The 16,136-nt window shown below is 63.7% G+C and carries 13 protein-coding genes and 1 riboswitch; of the genes, 10 read left to right on the forward strand and 3 right to left on the reverse strand.

Features of this window, described 5'->3' with window-relative positions; all coding sequences use genetic code 11:
- The first annotated feature begins 231 nt into the window (after nt 1-231).
- From D3227_RS25325 to D3227_RS25360, 8 genes are all read left to right on the forward strand, one after another.
- On the forward strand, nt 232-1,773 hold the full coding sequence (locus D3227_RS25325; protein ID WP_120017001.1) for a winged helix-turn-helix domain-containing tetratricopeptide repeat protein: 1,542 nt from the start codon (nt 232-234) through the stop codon (nt 1,771-1,773).
- A 185-nt stretch (nt 1,774-1,958) separates the two neighbouring features.
- A riboswitch (cobalamin riboswitch) is annotated at nt 1,959-2,167 on the forward strand.
- A 187-nt stretch (nt 2,168-2,354) separates the two neighbouring features.
- Nucleotides 2,355-3,137, forward strand: coding sequence for an ABC transporter ATP-binding protein (locus tag D3227_RS25330; protein ID WP_120017055.1), 783 nt, complete (start codon nt 2,355-2,357; stop codon nt 3,135-3,137).
- 30 nt (nt 3,138-3,167) lie between these two features.
- Complete coding sequence (locus D3227_RS25335; protein WP_120017002.1) at nt 3,168-4,115, forward strand: ABC transporter substrate-binding protein; 948 nt, start codon at nt 3,168-3,170, stop codon at nt 4,113-4,115.
- Between the two features lie 132 nt (nt 4,116-4,247).
- A complete protein-coding gene (locus tag D3227_RS25340) occupies nt 4,248-5,234 on the forward strand; it encodes a FecCD family ABC transporter permease (protein ID WP_120017056.1) in 987 nt (328 codons plus the stop codon).
- 110 nt (nt 5,235-5,344) lie between these two features.
- Complete coding sequence (locus D3227_RS25345; RefSeq protein WP_120017057.1) at nt 5,345-5,824, forward strand: MarR family winged helix-turn-helix transcriptional regulator; 480 nt, start codon at nt 5,345-5,347, stop codon at nt 5,822-5,824.
- Nucleotides 5,821-6,990 (forward strand): HlyD family secretion protein, encoded by a 1,170-nt coding sequence (locus D3227_RS25350; RefSeq protein WP_120017003.1) that lies wholly within the window; start codon nt 5,821-5,823, stop codon nt 6,988-6,990. Before D3227_RS25345 ends, D3227_RS25350 begins: the two co-directional genes overlap by 4 nt.
- 336 nt (nt 6,991-7,326) lie before the next feature.
- A complete protein-coding gene (locus tag D3227_RS25355) occupies nt 7,327-8,862 on the forward strand; it encodes a DHA2 family efflux MFS transporter permease subunit (RefSeq protein WP_120017004.1) in 1,536 nt (511 codons plus the stop codon).
- A gap of 216 nt (nt 8,863-9,078) precedes the next feature.
- Nucleotides 9,079-11,766, forward strand: coding sequence for an EAL domain-containing protein (locus D3227_RS25360; RefSeq protein ID WP_120017058.1), 2,688 nt, complete (start codon nt 9,079-9,081; stop codon nt 11,764-11,766).
- 38 nt (nt 11,767-11,804) lie between these two features.
- On the opposite strand, the gene D3227_RS25365 is transcribed toward D3227_RS25360, so the two are convergent.
- Together D3227_RS25365 and D3227_RS25370 are read right to left on the reverse strand one after the other, a co-directional pair.
- Nucleotides 11,805-12,323, reverse strand: coding sequence for a CAP domain-containing protein (locus tag D3227_RS25365; RefSeq protein WP_120017005.1), 519 nt, complete (start codon nt 12,321-12,323; stop codon nt 11,805-11,807).
- A gap of 60 nt (nt 12,324-12,383) precedes the next feature.
- Nucleotides 12,384-12,743 carry a winged helix-turn-helix transcriptional regulator gene (locus D3227_RS25370; RefSeq protein ID WP_120017006.1) on the reverse strand — a complete coding sequence of 120 codons (360 nt, stop codon included), beginning with the start codon at nt 12,741-12,743 and terminating at the stop codon, nt 12,384-12,386.
- 117 nt (nt 12,744-12,860) lie between these two features.
- Here D3227_RS25370 and D3227_RS25375 point away from each other — a divergent pair, with 117 nt between their 5' ends.
- On the forward strand, nt 12,861-13,565 hold the full coding sequence (locus tag D3227_RS25375; RefSeq protein WP_120017007.1) for a glutathione S-transferase family protein: 705 nt from the start codon (nt 12,861-12,863) through the stop codon (nt 13,563-13,565).
- Between the two features lie 112 nt (nt 13,566-13,677).
- On the opposite strand, the gene D3227_RS25380 is transcribed toward D3227_RS25375, so the two are convergent.
- Nucleotides 13,678-14,901, reverse strand: coding sequence for a TadE/TadG family type IV pilus assembly protein (locus D3227_RS25380; RefSeq protein WP_120017008.1), 1,224 nt, complete (start codon nt 14,899-14,901; stop codon nt 13,678-13,680).
- Nucleotides 14,902-15,181: 280 nt separating this feature from the next.
- Here D3227_RS25380 and D3227_RS25385 point away from each other — a divergent pair, with 280 nt between their 5' ends.
- Nucleotides 15,182-16,006 (forward strand): DUF2189 domain-containing protein, encoded by an 825-nt coding sequence (locus tag D3227_RS25385; RefSeq protein ID WP_120017009.1) that lies wholly within the window; start codon nt 15,182-15,184, stop codon nt 16,004-16,006.
- Nucleotides 16,007-16,136: the final 130 nt, after the last annotated feature.

Here is a 16,136-nt window from a genome sequence, read left to right on the forward strand (position 1 = left end):
GTACGCGACGCCCGCCTGACTCCCGTCGGCAGGGGGAAGGGGAGCGCTGCCGGCGGTTCACGCGATGAATCCCGCTCTGATGCGTCTGGAAGCAATCCACGGCCCGTTGATATAGCCGGGCCGTGGGTGGGTGCTTCCTGCCCTGGCCGAAGCGCTCTCGCGGCTCTCACCCGCCCCTTGACGTACCCTCCAAGCAGCATGTCCAATGCTCAGTGTCAGGGGAGGATCCCGGTGGAGATCGCCACAGTCGATCAGGTGTTTCACTTCGGCGGCTACACGCTCGACCTCGGCAAGGGCACGCTACGCCATGCCGACGGGCCGGCGTTCCTGCGGCCGAAGGCCTATGCGCTGTTGACGCTGCTCGCCCGGTACATGGGCCGCGTCGTGCCCAAATCGGAGATCATGGATGCGGTCTGGCCGGGCGTCTTCGTCACCGAGGATTCGCTGACGCAGTCGATCCGCGAGATCCGCAAGGTACTGGGCGACCACCTCGTGCGCACCGTGTCGAAGCGCGGCTACATGCTGGCGGCCGAGGTCGAGCCGGCGCCCGAGATCGGCTCGCAGCCGATCGTGGCGGTGCTGCGCTTTCGCAACGAGAGCGGCAACTCGGCCGATGATCCGATCGTCGACGGCTTTGCCGAGGACATCATCAACGGCCTGGCGCGCTTCGGCACGGTCACGGTGTTGGCCCGCAATTCCAGCTTCTCCTTCGCTTCCTTCGCCCGCTCGGAATGGCCGCAGATCCGCTCGCGCATCGGCGCGGACTATCTGGTCGAAGGCTCGGTGCGGCGGCAGGGAGACCAGATCCTGGCCGCCGTCAACCTCGTCGACGCGGCCAATGCCAGCCAGCTCTGGGGCGATCGCTACCAGGCCGCCGACAGCGGCTTCTTCGCCGTCCAGCAGGATATCGTCGAGGAGATCGTCGGGCGCCTGGCCAGGCGGGTCACCAATGCCGGCCTGCAGCAGGCGTCGCGCAAACCGGTCACCAGCCTTGCCGCCTATGAGCTGGTGCTGCGCGGCGTGGCCCTGGTGCGCGACCCCGCGCAGACCGACATCGAGGGCGCGAGGGCCTTCTTCGAGGCGGCCGTCGCCAAGGACCCGGCCTATGGGCTCGCCCATATCTATGTCGGCCTGACCTGCGCGCTGAAGGGCGAATTCGAAGAGTCCAGCCATGCCGATCTGGTCGAGGCGCGCGAGCACGTTGCCAGGGGCCTGGCGCTGTCGCCCGACCAGGCGACCGGCCATCGCATCCAGTCGCTGGTGCGTCTCTACATGCGCGAGCACGACGCGGCCGAGCATCATTTGCGGACCGCGCTCGAGCTCAATCCCTGCGATGCCGACTGCATCGAGCAGATGGGCCTTGTGCTGACCATGCGCGGGCGCCCGTTCGAGGCGCTGGGCTGGCTGGCGCGCTCCATCCGCATCGATCCGATGATCCCGCACTGGTATCAGTTCGACCGCTCGCTGGCGCTCTACATGATGGGCGACTACAAGCCGGCGGCCGAGGCTCTGGAACTTGCGACACGGCCGACGCCGTGGATCAGGACGCGGCTAGCCGCCTGCTACGCCCAGCTCGGCGCGATGGACGAAGCGCGCCGGCAGGCCGCCCTCATCAACGAGGGCGACCCCGGTTTCTCGCCGATCGACTATGCGACCAAGGCCATGCCGTTCGAGAGCCCAGCCGACGCGGCGCATCTGGCCGATGGCATCCGGCTGGCGCTTGGCGCGCAGGCTGCGCCCGAAGCGGGTCAATCGACGACCACGACGATATAGCGCCTCTGCCGGTTAGTAGGTGCGCCGCAACGCCAGACGGCAAAGCCGTTGAGCTTTGGTGCGGACGGCCCGCCGGTGTTGACAGCATATGGCTGTGCTTGATACGTAATGTTATTACATACGCATCTACCGAAGGCGAACCGATGCCTGCAATCAAAAAACCGTTGCGGCGCGATCGGCGGAAACCTACGGTAGAAAATGATGGTCCCCGAGTCGAAAGGCGAGGGGTGAAAAGGGAACACGGTGAGGCCCGTTTTTGGGTCGAGACCGTGGCTGCCCCCGCAACTGTAAGCGGCGAGCAACATCCGCGAATGCCACTGGCCGGCAAGGCTGGGAAGGCAGGATGAAGCCGAGACCCGCGAGCCAGGAGACCTGCCATCAGCATGAGTTGACCGGACGGGGTGTGCCGGGAGGAGACGTAGCCATCGGTCTGTCGTCCGATGGCCCAGCTTCCTTCCGTCGCCAGTTTTGGAAAGTGACGGAACGTTGGAAGCCTCCATCCATCGCATCATCGTGTGCGCGCCGTGCCGCGATTCCACCGGGCCGGCTCGCATCCCCGCTTCGAGGCCGGAGCCAAGCCGATGACCCTGCTCGAAGCCCGCGACGTGAGCGCGGTGGCGAATGGCCGCCGCCTGGTGGATGGGGTAAGCCTGTCGGTCGCGGCAGGCGATCGCCTGGCCATCATCGGTCCCAATGGCGCCGGCAAGACCACGCTTTTGCGCATGCTGTGCGGCGCGCTGCCGCCGAGCGCCGGCGAGGTCCGCCTGTCGGGGCGCCGCCTCGACCGGATCACGTCGGCCGAGCGGGCGCTCAACATGGCCGTCGTCGGCCAGGCCGATCAGCCCGATCCGCGGCTCGCGTTGATCGACTATGTCGAGCTCGGCCGCGTCCCGCATGCCGGCATGCGGCGCATGCGCGAAGATCGCGACATCGTCCTCGAGGCGCTACGCCGGACCGGCCTGCTGCCGCTGCTTGGCCGCAGCATCGGCTCGCTCTCCGGCGGCGAGCGCCAGCGCGCGCAACTGGCTAGAGCCATCGCCCAGGAGCCAAAAATCCTGTTCCTCGACGAGCCGACCAACCATCTCGATCCGCGCGCCCGAGGCGAGCTGCTCGAGCTGGTCGCCGGCTTCGGCACGAGCGTGGTCGCGGTGCTGCACGATCTGGCGCTGGTGGCGCCTTTCGCCACCAGGGTCGCAGTGATGAACAACGCCCGGCTGCATGCGCTGGCGACGCCGCGCGATGCGCTGACACAGCAACTGATCCAGGAGGTGTTCGGCATCGACGTGTTTCGCCTGCGCCATCCGACCGAGGACCGCGAGCTGACTGTCTTCGACGTTCCCAACCGCGCCGCTTCGCCATCCTGATCCGACCTGCACCCAAAGGAGCCATACCTCGTGAAACGCCTCGCCCTCTCCCTTGCCTTGTCGCTGTTCGCCTCGGCGGCTTTCGCCTTCCCGGTCACCGTCGACAATTGCGGCAAGAAGCTGACCTTCGACGCGCCGCCGAAGCGCGCCGTCATCCAAGATCTCAACATGGCCGAGATGGCCTTCGCGCTGAAGCTGCAGCCGTCGATCGTCGGCCTAACCGGCATCACGGGCTGGTACAAGGTCGGCCCCGAATTCAAGGCCGAGCAGGGTTTGATCCCTGAGCTGGCGCCGAAATATCCGACGCTGGAAAACCTAGTCGCCGTCGGGCCGGATTTCTTCTTCGCCGGCTGGTATTACGGCATGAAGCCGGGCGGCGAGGTGACCCCGGACACGCTCGCCCCGCACGGCATCAAGACTCTGGTGCTGACGGAAAGCTGCGTCCATCTCGACAAGAACCGCCCCGCCGCTTCGATGGACCTGCTCTATGGCGACGTCGAAAAGCTGGGCAAGATCTTCGGCAAGGACGCCGAGGCCGACAAGCTCGTCTCCGGCTGGAAGGCGCAACTGGCCGAGATCACCGCCAAGGTCGGCAGCGCCAAGGGCACCCGCGTGTTCCTCTACGATTCCGGCGAAGACAAGCCGTTCACCGCCGGCAAATTCGCCATACCGAACGCCATGATCGCGGCTGCCAGCGGCGACAACGTCATGGCCGACATGGAGACAAGCTGGGGCACGACAGATTGGGAAACGGTGGCGGCGCGCAATCCTCAATTCCTCATCCTGCTCGATTACCAGGCTGGCGGCGGCTACAAGAAGCTGCTCGAATTCCTCAAGGCGCATCCGGCGATGAAGGAAACGGACGCGGTCAAGAACGAGCGTTTCGTGGCACTGCGCTATGCCGAGCTGACGCCCGGACCCGCCAACATCGAGGCGATCGGCAAGATCGCCAGGGCGATGCATCCGGAAGCCTTCTAATGGATGTCGCCCAAAAGTGCGCAGCGGTTTTGGGATAACGACATGCATCAAAACAACAACCTAAAGCGCGTCGCAAGCGTCCATTCAAATGCGACGCGCTTTCGCTTGCATCAGAAATCATTCGTCCTGGCCATGATGGTGGGTGCTGCGCTGGTCGCCGCGCTCGCCCTGCTGTCGATCGCCTATGGCTCGACGGTGATCGCGCTGTCCGATGTCGTCGGCGCCCTGGCGCATGCGGTCGGGCTCGACGCGCATGCCATGTCAGGACCAATCGGCAAGATCGTCGTCGATCTCCGGCTGCCGCGCACGCTGCTGGCGATCGCGGTCGGCGCCGGGCTGGGCGTCGTCGGCACGCTGCTACAGACGGTGACCCGCAACGATCTCGCCGATCCGTTCCTGTTCGGTCTCTCCTCGGGTGCCGCCGCCGGCGCCGTCTCCGTCATCACCGTCTTCGGCGACAGTTTCGGCATCTGGACCTTGCCGGTCGCCGCTTTCACCGGCGGCATGCTGGCCGCGGCCGTGGTGCTGTTGCTGGTGTCGCGGGTGAAGGGGCAGGGACCCGAACGGCTGATCCTTGCCGGGCTTGCCGTCTCCTTCATGTTCACCGCGCTCACCAACTATCTCGTCTTCGCCGGCGACCAACGCGCCGCTCATTCTGTGCTGTTCTGGACCATGGGCGGGCTCGGCCTGGCGCGCTGGGACAATATCGGCCTGGCCGCACTTGGCGCGGGCATCATCCTTGCCTATGGGCTGTGGAACCACCGCCGGTTCGATGCCTTCCTCGCCGGCGAGAACGCCGCCGAAAGCCTCGGCGTGCCGGTGGCGCGCATGCGCCGCACGACCTTTCTGGTCGCCGCCCTGTCGACCGCGATCCTCGTCTCGGTCGCCGGCGTCATCGGCTTCGTCGGCCTGATGATCCCACATCTGTGCCGGCCGTTTGCCGGACCGTTGCACCTTCGCCTGATCGCCAGCGCGGCGCTGTTCGGCGCGGTGCTGCTTTTGGCAAGCGACCTTCTGGCCCGCACGCTGCTGCCGCCGCAGGAACTGCCGATCGGCATCATCACCAGCTCGCTCGGCGCCTTCTTCGTCGTCACCATGCTGATCCGCAACCGCCTGTGACGGGACTCCGGGCCACAAGCGATGGTCTCCGCTCCCGATCACGGCGTCGTGATCGTATTTGCATGGCTGCCCACGTTGAATAGTAAGCACGCTTATTATATATGCCGCTCATGGTTTCCGACAGCATCGACAGATTGGGATTTTTGATCCACGACGTGCAGCGCCTGATGCGCAAGCGCTTCGAGGCACGCGCCAGCGGCCTCGGCCTTTCCTCGGCGCAATGGCGGCTTCTGGTCCGCGTCGCCAAGGAAGAAGGTGTCGCGCAGGCGCGGCTCGCCGAACTTCTCGAAATCGAGCCGATCAGCGTCTCGCGCCTGGTCGACCGGATGGAGGAGGGCGGCTGGATCGAGCGTCGCTCCGACGCCGCCGACCGCCGCGTGCGCATGATCTTCCCGACCGCCAAGGCGAGCGAGGCCTATGCCCAAGTCAAAAGCCTTGCCGGCGAGGTCTATGAGGAATCGCTGGTCGGCGTTTCGCCGGAAGATCGCCGCGTCCTGGTCAGGGCGCTGGATAGGATCGTGCAGAATCTTGCGGACGGCGAGACCTCGTCCTCGGAAAAAGTCAGGAATACGGAAGGCGCAGCAGCATGAACGCGGTAGCCAAGATAGACGAAAAGATCACCAAGCTGGAATTGGATGCTTCGGCGCAGCCGGCGACGGCGCCCGTGGCGGTCGCGCCTCCGGTGCCCGTCGTCCCTAAGAAGAAGCGCCGCCTCGGCCGCTCGCTGTTGATGATCGCGCTGCCCGCGGCGCTGATCGCCGGCGGCAGCTATGTCTGGGTCACCGGCGGCCGCTACCAGGAAACCGAGAACGCAAATCTGGAGCAGGCCAAGGTTTCGATCGCCTCTGACACGGCAGGCCGCATCGTGACGGTCGATATAGCCGACAACCAGCTCGTCAAGCAGGGCGACGTGCTGTTTGCCATCGATCCCGAGCCCTACCGGATCGCGCTCGCCCAGGCGGATGCGGCGGTGGCCGGCGCGCGCCTCAATGTCGAGCAGTTGCGCGCCGCCTACAGCCAGTCGATGGCGCAGGAGAAATCCGACACCAGCGAGGTCGATTTCGCCCAGTCGCAGTATGACCGCGCCGCCGATCTCGCCCAGAAGGGCATCAATGCCAAATCGTCGCTCGATCAGGCCAAGAACGATCTCGACAAGGCCAAGCAGCAGCTGGCGGTCGCCGAACAGGGCATCATCAGCGCCAAGGCCGCGCTTGGCGGCAATCCCGACATCGAGACCGATAAGCACCCGACCGTGATGGCCGCGCTCGCCGCGCGCGACAAGGCCGCCTACGACCTGGCGCAGACCACGGTCAAGGCACCAGCCGATGGCGTCGTCAGCCAGGCCTCCTCGTTCAAGGTCGGCCAGTATGTCGGCTCCGGCACGCCGCTGTTCTCGCTGGTCGAGACCGGCGACACCTGGGTCGATGCCAATTTCAAGGAAACCCAGCTTACCAACATGAAGCCGGGACAGAAGGCCGAGATCGTCGTCGACACCTATCCGGGCAAGACCTTCGAGGCGACCGTCAAGGCGATCGGAGCCGGCACCGGCGCCGAGTTCTCGCTGCTGCCCGCCCAGAACGCCACCGGCAACTGGGTCAAGGTCACCCAGCGCATTCCTGTGCGCCTGGAACTGACCGATCCCGACGCCAAGATGGCGCTGCGCACCGGCATGAGCGTGACCGCCACCGTCGACACCGGTGTGGCGCGCGGGCTGCCGAAGATCTTCGGCCACGCCACGGCGGGCGAGGCGCAATAGCCGGATTCATGCGAGGCGGCGGAAGCTGCCTCGCGAATGTTTGTGAAAGCTCTGCCGCGGCTGCCGGCATGACAAACAAGGACAGGAGACGGGCCGGCGGGGCGAAGGGCGAGGATTGCGACGGTACTGCCGGCCAGCCTCGACGTTCGACATCGGACCCGACGGTCCACAGGGTTCCGGGCGGCTGGCGCCCGCGAAATTCGAGACGCTCTGGTCGATGTAACCCCCACATCGATGGTCGCGTCCCACCCGATGAGGGTCTCTCCACACGGGACGGCCTCGCCGCCCGGAAACCCTGTCTAACACGTTTTTGTTACCGACTGGAAGTTCCGCATCATGAGCACCCCAGAAACCTTCAAGGAAGTGCCGCACCGCGGCTTGATCACGGTTGCGCTCATGCTGGCGACGGTCATGCAGGCGCTCGACACCACGATCGCCAACGTTGCGCTGCCGACCATGACCGGCGATCTCGGCGCCTCGCCGGACAACATCAACTGGGTGCTGACGTCCTACATCGTTGCCGCGGCGATCATGACGCCGGTCACCGGCTGGCTGGCTGACCGGCTCGGCCGCAAGGAACTGTTCCTGACGGCGGTGGTCGGCTTCACCATCTTCTCCATGCTGTGCGGACTGGCATGGAGCCTGGAGACGATGGTGTTCTTCCGGCTGATGCAAGGCGTGTTCGGCGCCGCGATCGTGCCGCTGTCGCAGACCTTCCTGCTCGACATCAACCCGAAGGAACGCCACGGCCAGGCAATGGCCATCTGGGGCGCCGGCATCATGCTGGGGCCGATCCTCGGCCCGACGCTGGGCGGCTGGCTGACCGAGAACTTCAACTGGCGCTGGGTCTTCTTCATCAACCTGCCGGTCGGCATCGCCGCCTTCCTCGGCATGGCCGCCTATTTGCCTTCCGTTGCCCGGCGGGTGCGCGGCTTCGATTTCTTCGGCTTCGCCATGATATCGCTCGGCGTCGGTGCGCTGCAGCTGATGCTGGATCGCGGCGGCGAGGTCGACTGGTTTTCCTCGGTCGAGATCTGGATCGAACTCGGCCTTTCGCTGACCGGTTTTTGGGTGTTCATCATTCACACGGTGACGGCGGAGCACCCGTTCATCGACCCCAAGATATTCCTCGACCGCAATTTCGTGACCGGGCTGGCGTTCATCTTCGTCATGGGCGTGCTCATCCTGGCCAGTATGTCGCTGCTGCCGCCGATGCTGGCGACCATCTTCGGCTATCCGACCATGACCATCGGTGTCGTCATAGGTCCGCGCGGTATCGGCACGATGATTTCGATGCTTTTGGTCGGCCGCATCATGCACAGGGTCGATGCCCGCATCCTCGTCGTCATCGGCTTCCTTTTGACCGCGCAGTCGCTCCACACCATGGCGAGTTTCACGCCGCAGATGGACAACTGGCTGATCCTCAGCTCCGGCATCATCCAGGGCCTGGGAATGGGAATGGTGTTCGTACCGCTGTCGACCGTGGCTTTCGCCACGCTGGACCCACGCTACCGCACCGACGCCACGTCGCTGTTCAGCCTGGTGCGCAATCTTGGCTCGTCGATCGGTGTTTCGGTCGTGTCGGTTCTCCTGGTGCGCAACATTCAGGTCAACCACAGCGAGCTCTCTGCTTTCATCAAGCCGTTCAACCCAAATCTGTGGGCGGTCTCGCCGGCGGCCGCAGCCGGCGATCCAACGGCGCTTTCGGAGGTCGACGGGCTGGTCAATATCCAGGCGATGATGATCTCTTACGTCAACGACTTCAAACTGCTGATGATGATGACGCTGCTTGCCGTCCCGTTCGTTTTCCTGCTGCGCAAGCCAAAGGCTGGCCCGGCAGCAGGTGGTGCCCCTGCCGCGCATATGGACTGACGTTTGCGGATCGGCAGTATGCCGGTCGCGTCTGTTGCCGGGACTCAAAATCGTGACCCGGAAACAGCACCAGGATTTTCAGATATCCACAGGCGACTGCTCCTGACTTCGAGCTGGTTCACCTACCATTAGTATATCTCGATCACGATGCAGTCGCTTTTGGGTTGAAAGCGAGCCGTGTTGCTTTGCGCCGGCACCAAACCGGAGGAACTCTGTTTGGGCACGAAACCATCCAGGAAAGCCGCCGAAGCACCGGAGTCGGCCAATCTGGCCGCGCTGGCAAAGCTGACCATCGCTTCATACGAAACGCTCGAGCGCGATCTTCGAGCCCGGATCGCAACGCTCGAAGGGCAGGCGCTGCGATTTGAGACGGCGATTGACAACGTTTCGCAGGGCATCTGCTTTTTCGACGCCGATGAACGGCTGATCCTGTGCAACCGCCGCTATGCGGAAATTTACCACATTGCGCCGGAGCAATTGCAGCCGGGGCTGACGCTCCGCGAAATCGTCGAACGTCGCGTCGCTGCCGGGACATCCGCGACCGGTGCCGACGCCTATCTCGCATTGGCCCGATCGGTCAATTCGGGCATGGCTCCAAAAGTCTGGACCGCCAACCTCACCGACGGCCGGACAATTCAGGTCTGCCATCAGCCGATGCCCGACGGCAGTTGGGTGGCCACGCATGAAGACATCTCGGCGCTCGCTGCCAACCGACAGATGGTCGACGAGCGCATTTCGCTGCAAACCCTGATCGACTGGGTGCCCGATTATCTCTGGGTCAAGGACACCGAAAGCCGTTTCGTCGTGGCGAATAGGGCTCTTTCTGTCGACAGTGGCCGCGAGAAGACCAGTGACATGGTCGGTTTGACCGATTTTGATCTCCATGCCCCGGAACTTGCGCAGAAATTTCGCGCGGTGGAGCAGAACGTGCTCAGCAGCGGGCGACCAATGATCGACAAGGAAGAGTTTGTGGTCGATGCGTCGGGCGCCGGCAGATGGTTCTCATCGACAAAGGTGCCGCTGCGCAATGCCCGCAATGACATCATCGGCCTGGTCGGCATCGCTCACGATATCACCGCCCGCAAGCAAGCGGACATCCTTCGGGACGGGCAGGCGCATATCCTGGAAATGATCGCGATGAGCGCCTTGCTCGAAGACGTGCTCGACCGCCTGATGCGCCTTGTCGAGTCGCAGTTGACGGGGATATTCGGTTCCGTCTTGCTTCTGGACAAGGACGGCAGCCATCTGCGGCACGGCGGCGCGCCGAGCTTGGCGAAAGACTATACCGCTGCCATCGACGGGATCGCCGTCGGCCCCAAGGTTGGATCATGTGGCACTGCCGTCTATCGGCGCGAGCCGGTCATCGTCGCAGACGTCATGCAGGATCCGCTTTGGGAAGATTACCGTGAGGTGGTGGCGCCCTTCGGCTATCGTTCGTGCTGGTCGACCCCGATCCTGTCGCACCAAGGCGCCGTGCTGGGCGTCTTCGCGATGTATTCGATGACGGTACGTGAACCGACCGAGTCCGAAACACGGCTGATCGACTTCACGACACGCATTGCAGGGATCGCCATCGAGCGCAAATTGGCTGAAGACCAGATTCACTTCATGGCCAACCATGATGTGCTGACCGGGCTTCCAAATCGCGCTCTGCTCGAGGATCGGCTCTCGCAGGCTCTTCTGTATGCGCAGCGATACGATCGCTGGGTTACGGTTGTGTTCATCGACCTCGACAATTTCAAACTCGTCAATGATACGCTCGGCCACAACGCCGGTGACGTGCTGCTGAAGACCGTCGCCAATCGTATGGTCGAATGCGTAAGGTCAACCGACACCGTTGTGCGGCTTGGCGGCGACGAGTTTGTCATAGTCCTGTTCGACCAGCCGACGAACGTCGATCTCATCTCCGAGACTCTGCAAAAGATCCGGGCGGCGATAGCGGAGCCGGTTCATCTGGGAAGGCATCGGCTTAGGGCGACGGCCAGCATTGGCATCGCCAACTACCCCAAGGACGGGACGAGCCCAGATATGCTGCTGGCCAATGCCGATGCGGCCATGTACCGCGCGAAGGAATTCGGCCGCGACAATTTCCAGTTCTATGCTCCCGAATTCAACACCAGAGCGCATGAAAAATTCGTGCTTCAGGAGGAGTTGCGAAACGCGCTCGCTCATTCGGAATTCATTCTGCTCTATCAGCCGCAAGTCGATCTTCGTTCAGGGGACGTCTTTGCGGTCGAAGCGTTGCTGCGCTGGAAGCATCCGACACGAGGCATCGTGGCGCCGAACACATTCATTCCGACCGCCGAGGAGACCGGCCTGATCGTGCCGATCGGCGACTGGGTCCTGCACGAGGCCTGTCGGCAGAACAAGGCCTGGCAGGACGCCGGCCTGCCGCCCTTGACCGTCTGCGTAAACGTCTCGGCGCGGCAATTCAGGGAACCGAACCTGATTGGCCGTGTCGTGAATGCACTGAAGGACAGCGGTCTGGAGGCCAGGTATCTCGAGCTTGAGGTGACCGAAAGCCTTATCATGCAGGACGTTGAGCTGGCGGTCGCAACGATGAACGCATTGCAGAACCTGGGCGTCCAGATATCGATCGACGATTTCGGAACAGGCTATTCCAGCCTCAGTGCACTCAAGACCTTTCCCGTGGCACGGCTGAAGATCGACAAGTCATTCATCAAAGATCTCGCCGTCGACGACAACGATCAGGCAGTCGCCAGCGCCGTGATTTCATTGGGTCAAAATCTGCATCTGAGGGTCATTGCCGAGGGTGTCGAGACAGACGATCAGGTGGCCTTCCTGCGCAAGAACAATTGCGATGAAATGCAGGGCTATCATTTCAGCAAACCGGTCTCGGCCCAGGGCATCAAGAAACTGCTCGACGGCAAGCGTGATGGATGACGGCCAGTGCAGTCTCTGGCGCGACCGATCGGTCGCGGTTACCTGCCGAGCACCAGGCTCCAGTAGCGCAGGCTGGAGTCGCGGCCGTCGCGCACATAGGCAAGGCCGAAGCGGGTGAAGCGCGGGTCGAGCATGTTGCGCCGGTGGCCGGGCGAATGCACCCAGATGTCGAACAGTTTTTGCTGGTCGAAGCGGCCTTCGGCGATGTTTTCGGCGGCCGCACCGGCAATGCCGTTGCCCCTGACGCGCGAGGAAAAGCTTTTGCCCCAACCGGTTGTATGGCTCATGCGGCGCGCCCCGGCCATATAGCCGGCCTGCTGCAGGGCCGCCTGTTCCAGCTGTGCATCGGGGACCAGCGGGCCGAGCCCGGCCGAAGCCCGGATGCCGGCCAGTGTGCCGGTGGTGGAAGAGGAGACGCCGGCGCCTTCGCCAGTCGGCTGCGAAACGGTGCTGCAGGCCGCGAGGCCGACCAACGCGGCCAGGCCGGCTCCCTTTAGCAGCAGGCGCCTGTTCAGTTTCGATTGGGCTTGGTGATTGTCGATGTTCGCAATGGTCATGCCCGCCTGAGATAAGCGCGATCATGGCTTTTGCCGGGCAGGGCAGAGAAAATCTTGGTCCTAGGCGGCCGTATCGAGATTTGTTTCCGAGGCCGGGGACCCGGTCCGATCGCTTTCCGTATGCACCCACCAGGCTCCGAGCGCATCGATCAGCGGCACGAGCTTGCGGCCCGGCGCAGTGAGGTCGTAGTCGACGCGCAGCGGATAGCCCGGATACGCTGTCCGACGCACGATGCCGGCGTCTTCCAGCTTGCGCAGCTCCAGCGCCAGGATGCGGTGCGATACGGTCGGGTTGTCGCGCCTGAGCTCACTGAAGCGCTTGGTGCCGTCCTTCAGATAGTAGAGCAGCAAGGTCGGCCAGCGGCCGCTGAGCACACGCATGGTCTCTTCGATCGGGCAGCGCGAGACGACATCTTTCATGGAGGACCTGTGGCGGGCTTGGTTACAGAATAGTGCCTAATTTACATGGGGCGACCAGCGTTTAGGGTCAAGTTTCGCTGCGCGGCGTGATCCCCTAAACATGGAAGAGACAACAAAATGGAACCTATCCTCCTTTACGGCTTCCCCGCGGGAAGCTCGATGGGGCTCGTCGCTGCCTTCGAGCGCGTCGGGCAACCCTACCGGCTGTGCCGAGTGGACATGCTGGCCGAGATGAAGAACGATGCCTATGCCAGCATCAACGACCGGCAGGAAACGCCGGTGCTGATCACCGACGAGGGCAAGGTGCTCACCGAGACCATGGCGATTGCCGCATGGCTCGAAGCCCGCGACACGAACCGTCGCATCAGCTTCGATCCGCGCACACCGGAATCCGACCGGATGCACCAGCTCATGGCTTTCGTGAACACCGGCTTCACCGCCGCCTTCAGCCCGCTCTGGGTGGCGTTGGAAATGGCGTCGCCCGATCCGGCGCTGCAGGCGAGCTTGCGCGACTTCGGCAGCAAGGCGGTGACCGAGCGCCATGACCGGCTCGAGGCCATGATCACCGACACCGACTTCCTGGTCGGTGATCGGCTCACACTTGCCGACACCACGTTGATCGGCGTGGCACGCTGGGCCGAATTCCACGAGGCAATCGACGGTGCCGCCTATCCGAAGCTCGCCGCTTTGCGCCGCCGCATCGAGGCCGATCCGGCCGTGCGATACGCGCTAGGTGTCGAGGATGGCGAAAAGCCTGTCGGCTCGGGCGCCTGCCTGGGACACGTCCCGCTGGCCGAGGTGATCGAGCGCTTCGCCGCCTAGAACCGTCGGCAGGGCGGCGCCAGCACCTGGCGCCGCCCGCCGACAATCGCCTGTAAGGCGGCATCCCGGCAGAGCGTTGAAAGTCGCTACCCGCGCGGCGCGAAATACTCGCTCATTTCACGAGCGTGATGAGGCGGCCGGCATACATTTCGCGATTTCCAAGCAGGGCCGCGCAGTCCGTTCTGACCGAGGAGTTTCCCGTCATCTGCACGGTCTTGCCGACAAGCCTCAGACAGTCGCCCTGGCCGCTCATATCAGAGTTGCCGGCGTAGGAAATGGGTGCGTCGGGCGCATAGACGAAACCGCTGATCGCGGAATTTGCGCCGCCATTCAGCGTCACGGCGGACGTGTTCCCGTGGTCCTGGAAAATGGTGATACCGGCATAGGGTCCGCTGGTGGGCGGGGAGAGGTCCACCGTCTCATTGGCATTTAAGTAGATTTGCGCGCCCTCCATCAGGAACAGGGTCACGCCCTGGCCGGTCAGGCTGCCGTTCCCCCCGGGCTTTATGGTGGTGCCGCGCAGGATGTAGATACCCGGATCCAGCGTGATGTTTCCCGACAATGTCTTGTCGCAATAGGTGCCGGGCGACAGCGTGTAGGTTTTGCCGTTCGGGACGGGCAGACACAACGTGTAGGGGGGAGGGACGACGTCGGCCAGAGGATCGATGGATTCGTATTGATGCTCGAGCGGCGTTCCGCAGGTGAGACTGGCGTTGGGCGGCGAAAGCCCGGAAGTGCCGCCGACAGTCGAGACGCAGCCCGCAGAAACAAGCGCGGAACCGCCTCTGTTGACGGAATCGGACGCATCCGAGTTTGACGCGATCACGCAGCTGCTCATCGAGACATTGGTCGAGCCCTGCAGGTTCACGGCGGCGGATGCATGCGGATCGAGCGCCAGCACGCAGGCCTGCGCGCCGGGATCTATCTTGACCGAGGCCGAGCGGTGCGCCTGCCAGGAGGCCGAGCCGCCGATGAAGCTTGGTCGGCTTATGCTGGACGAAAGCGAGATGTAATAGGCGCCCGCGCCTCCGCTGGCGGTTGCCGAGAAGGCCGAGACGCTGCCCGAATATTTCTCCTGGTCGACGTCGCGCAGGTTGGCCGCGAAGAATGTCAGCCCAAGCGCCTGGACTTCGCTAGCCGTCATGCCGGGAGAGTACTTCGTGCCGGCGGCTAGCCCAGCCGCGTCCAGCGAGTTCTGCAATTGCGCGGCGTCGTCGCTCGTGCCCACCAGATCGATGGCGCCAGCCACGCCAATCATGACTGGCAGCATCGCTATCGCGGTCGCTATGGCAAAGTTGCCGCGCTCCGATAACCAGAAGCCTCTGAACGTGAACATTGCCCCTTGCCCAAGCTTGTCTGCTTTACGTGGTACGCTAGGGGAATCTACGGGCCATTTAAGAAAACACTAAAATGCCGAATGGTAAAATGCCGTTCAATGGTTGACCAAAAAAGGCCTGCCGGCACGGTCATATGAGCGAAGATGAACATGACGACTAGCCGCTCCAAGCCATTGACGCGGCGACATTCGCCACCAGATCTATTAGCGGGATTTTCTTGAAGTGGCAGCTACGGGCGGCCATCCAGGCGGTGGTCGCCCCGACACACGGGAGGAAGGTATGGCCGGCTTTCATGTCATGGCGGACGCACGTGGATTGCACGTGCAGCCCACGGTGCGCCGCATCACCAATGCCGATCTTCTGGATGCGCTGCGGCTCGGCGTCGACGATTTCTGGGCCAAGCCTTCGCACTACGTATTCCTGTGCCTGATCTATCCGATCGTCGGCCTGATCCTGACGCAATGGTCGTCCGGCTCCAACGCCATCCAGCTCGTCTATCCTCTGATATCGGGCTTCGCCCTGGTCGGGCCGTTTGCCGCCATCGGCCTCTATGAGATCAGCCGCCGGCGCGAACTCGGCATGAGCACATCCTGGCGGCATGCGCTCGACGTGCGCCGCTCGCCGGCGCTGCCCGCGATCGCGGTGATCGGCATCATGCTGCTCGCTTTGTTCCTTCTTTGGCTATACACCGCGCAGGCGATCTACACCGGCCTGTTCGGCGACCAGCCGCCGGCCTCGATCGGCGCCTTCATCCGCGATGTTTTGACGACCAGCAAGGGCTGGACGCTGGTCCTGCTCGGCAATGCGGCCGGCTTCGTCTTTGCGGTGGTCGTGCTGGCAACGACTGTCATCGCCTTTCCGCTGTTGCTCGACCGCGATGTCGGCGCCGTCTCGGCCATCGAGACCTCGGCGCGCGCGGTGATGGCCAACCCGCTGCAGATGGCGCTGTGGGGCCTGATCGTCGCCGTGCTTCTGGTCGTCGGATCGATCCCGCTGTTTGCCGGGCTCGCCGTCGTCATGCCGATCCTCGGCCATGCGACTTGGCATCTCTACCGCAGGATGGTCGAGCCGGAGCGGGCGCAGCAGATCAGGCGGCCGATGTAGCGGGCGCTCAGCTGTAGGGTGTGTTGAGATTTCAGGTCAGGCCGAGCCGAGAATGGTGGCTTCCGAGAACCGGAGCGGAGCGGACTTAAAGCACGTGAGCACCGGAAGCGCAGGAAGCCGCCGCTCGCAG

The sequence above is a fragment of the Mesorhizobium waimense genome, assembly GCF_003601975.1.
Taxonomy (GTDB): Bacteria; Pseudomonadota; Alphaproteobacteria; order Rhizobiales; family Rhizobiaceae; genus Mesorhizobium; species Mesorhizobium waimense.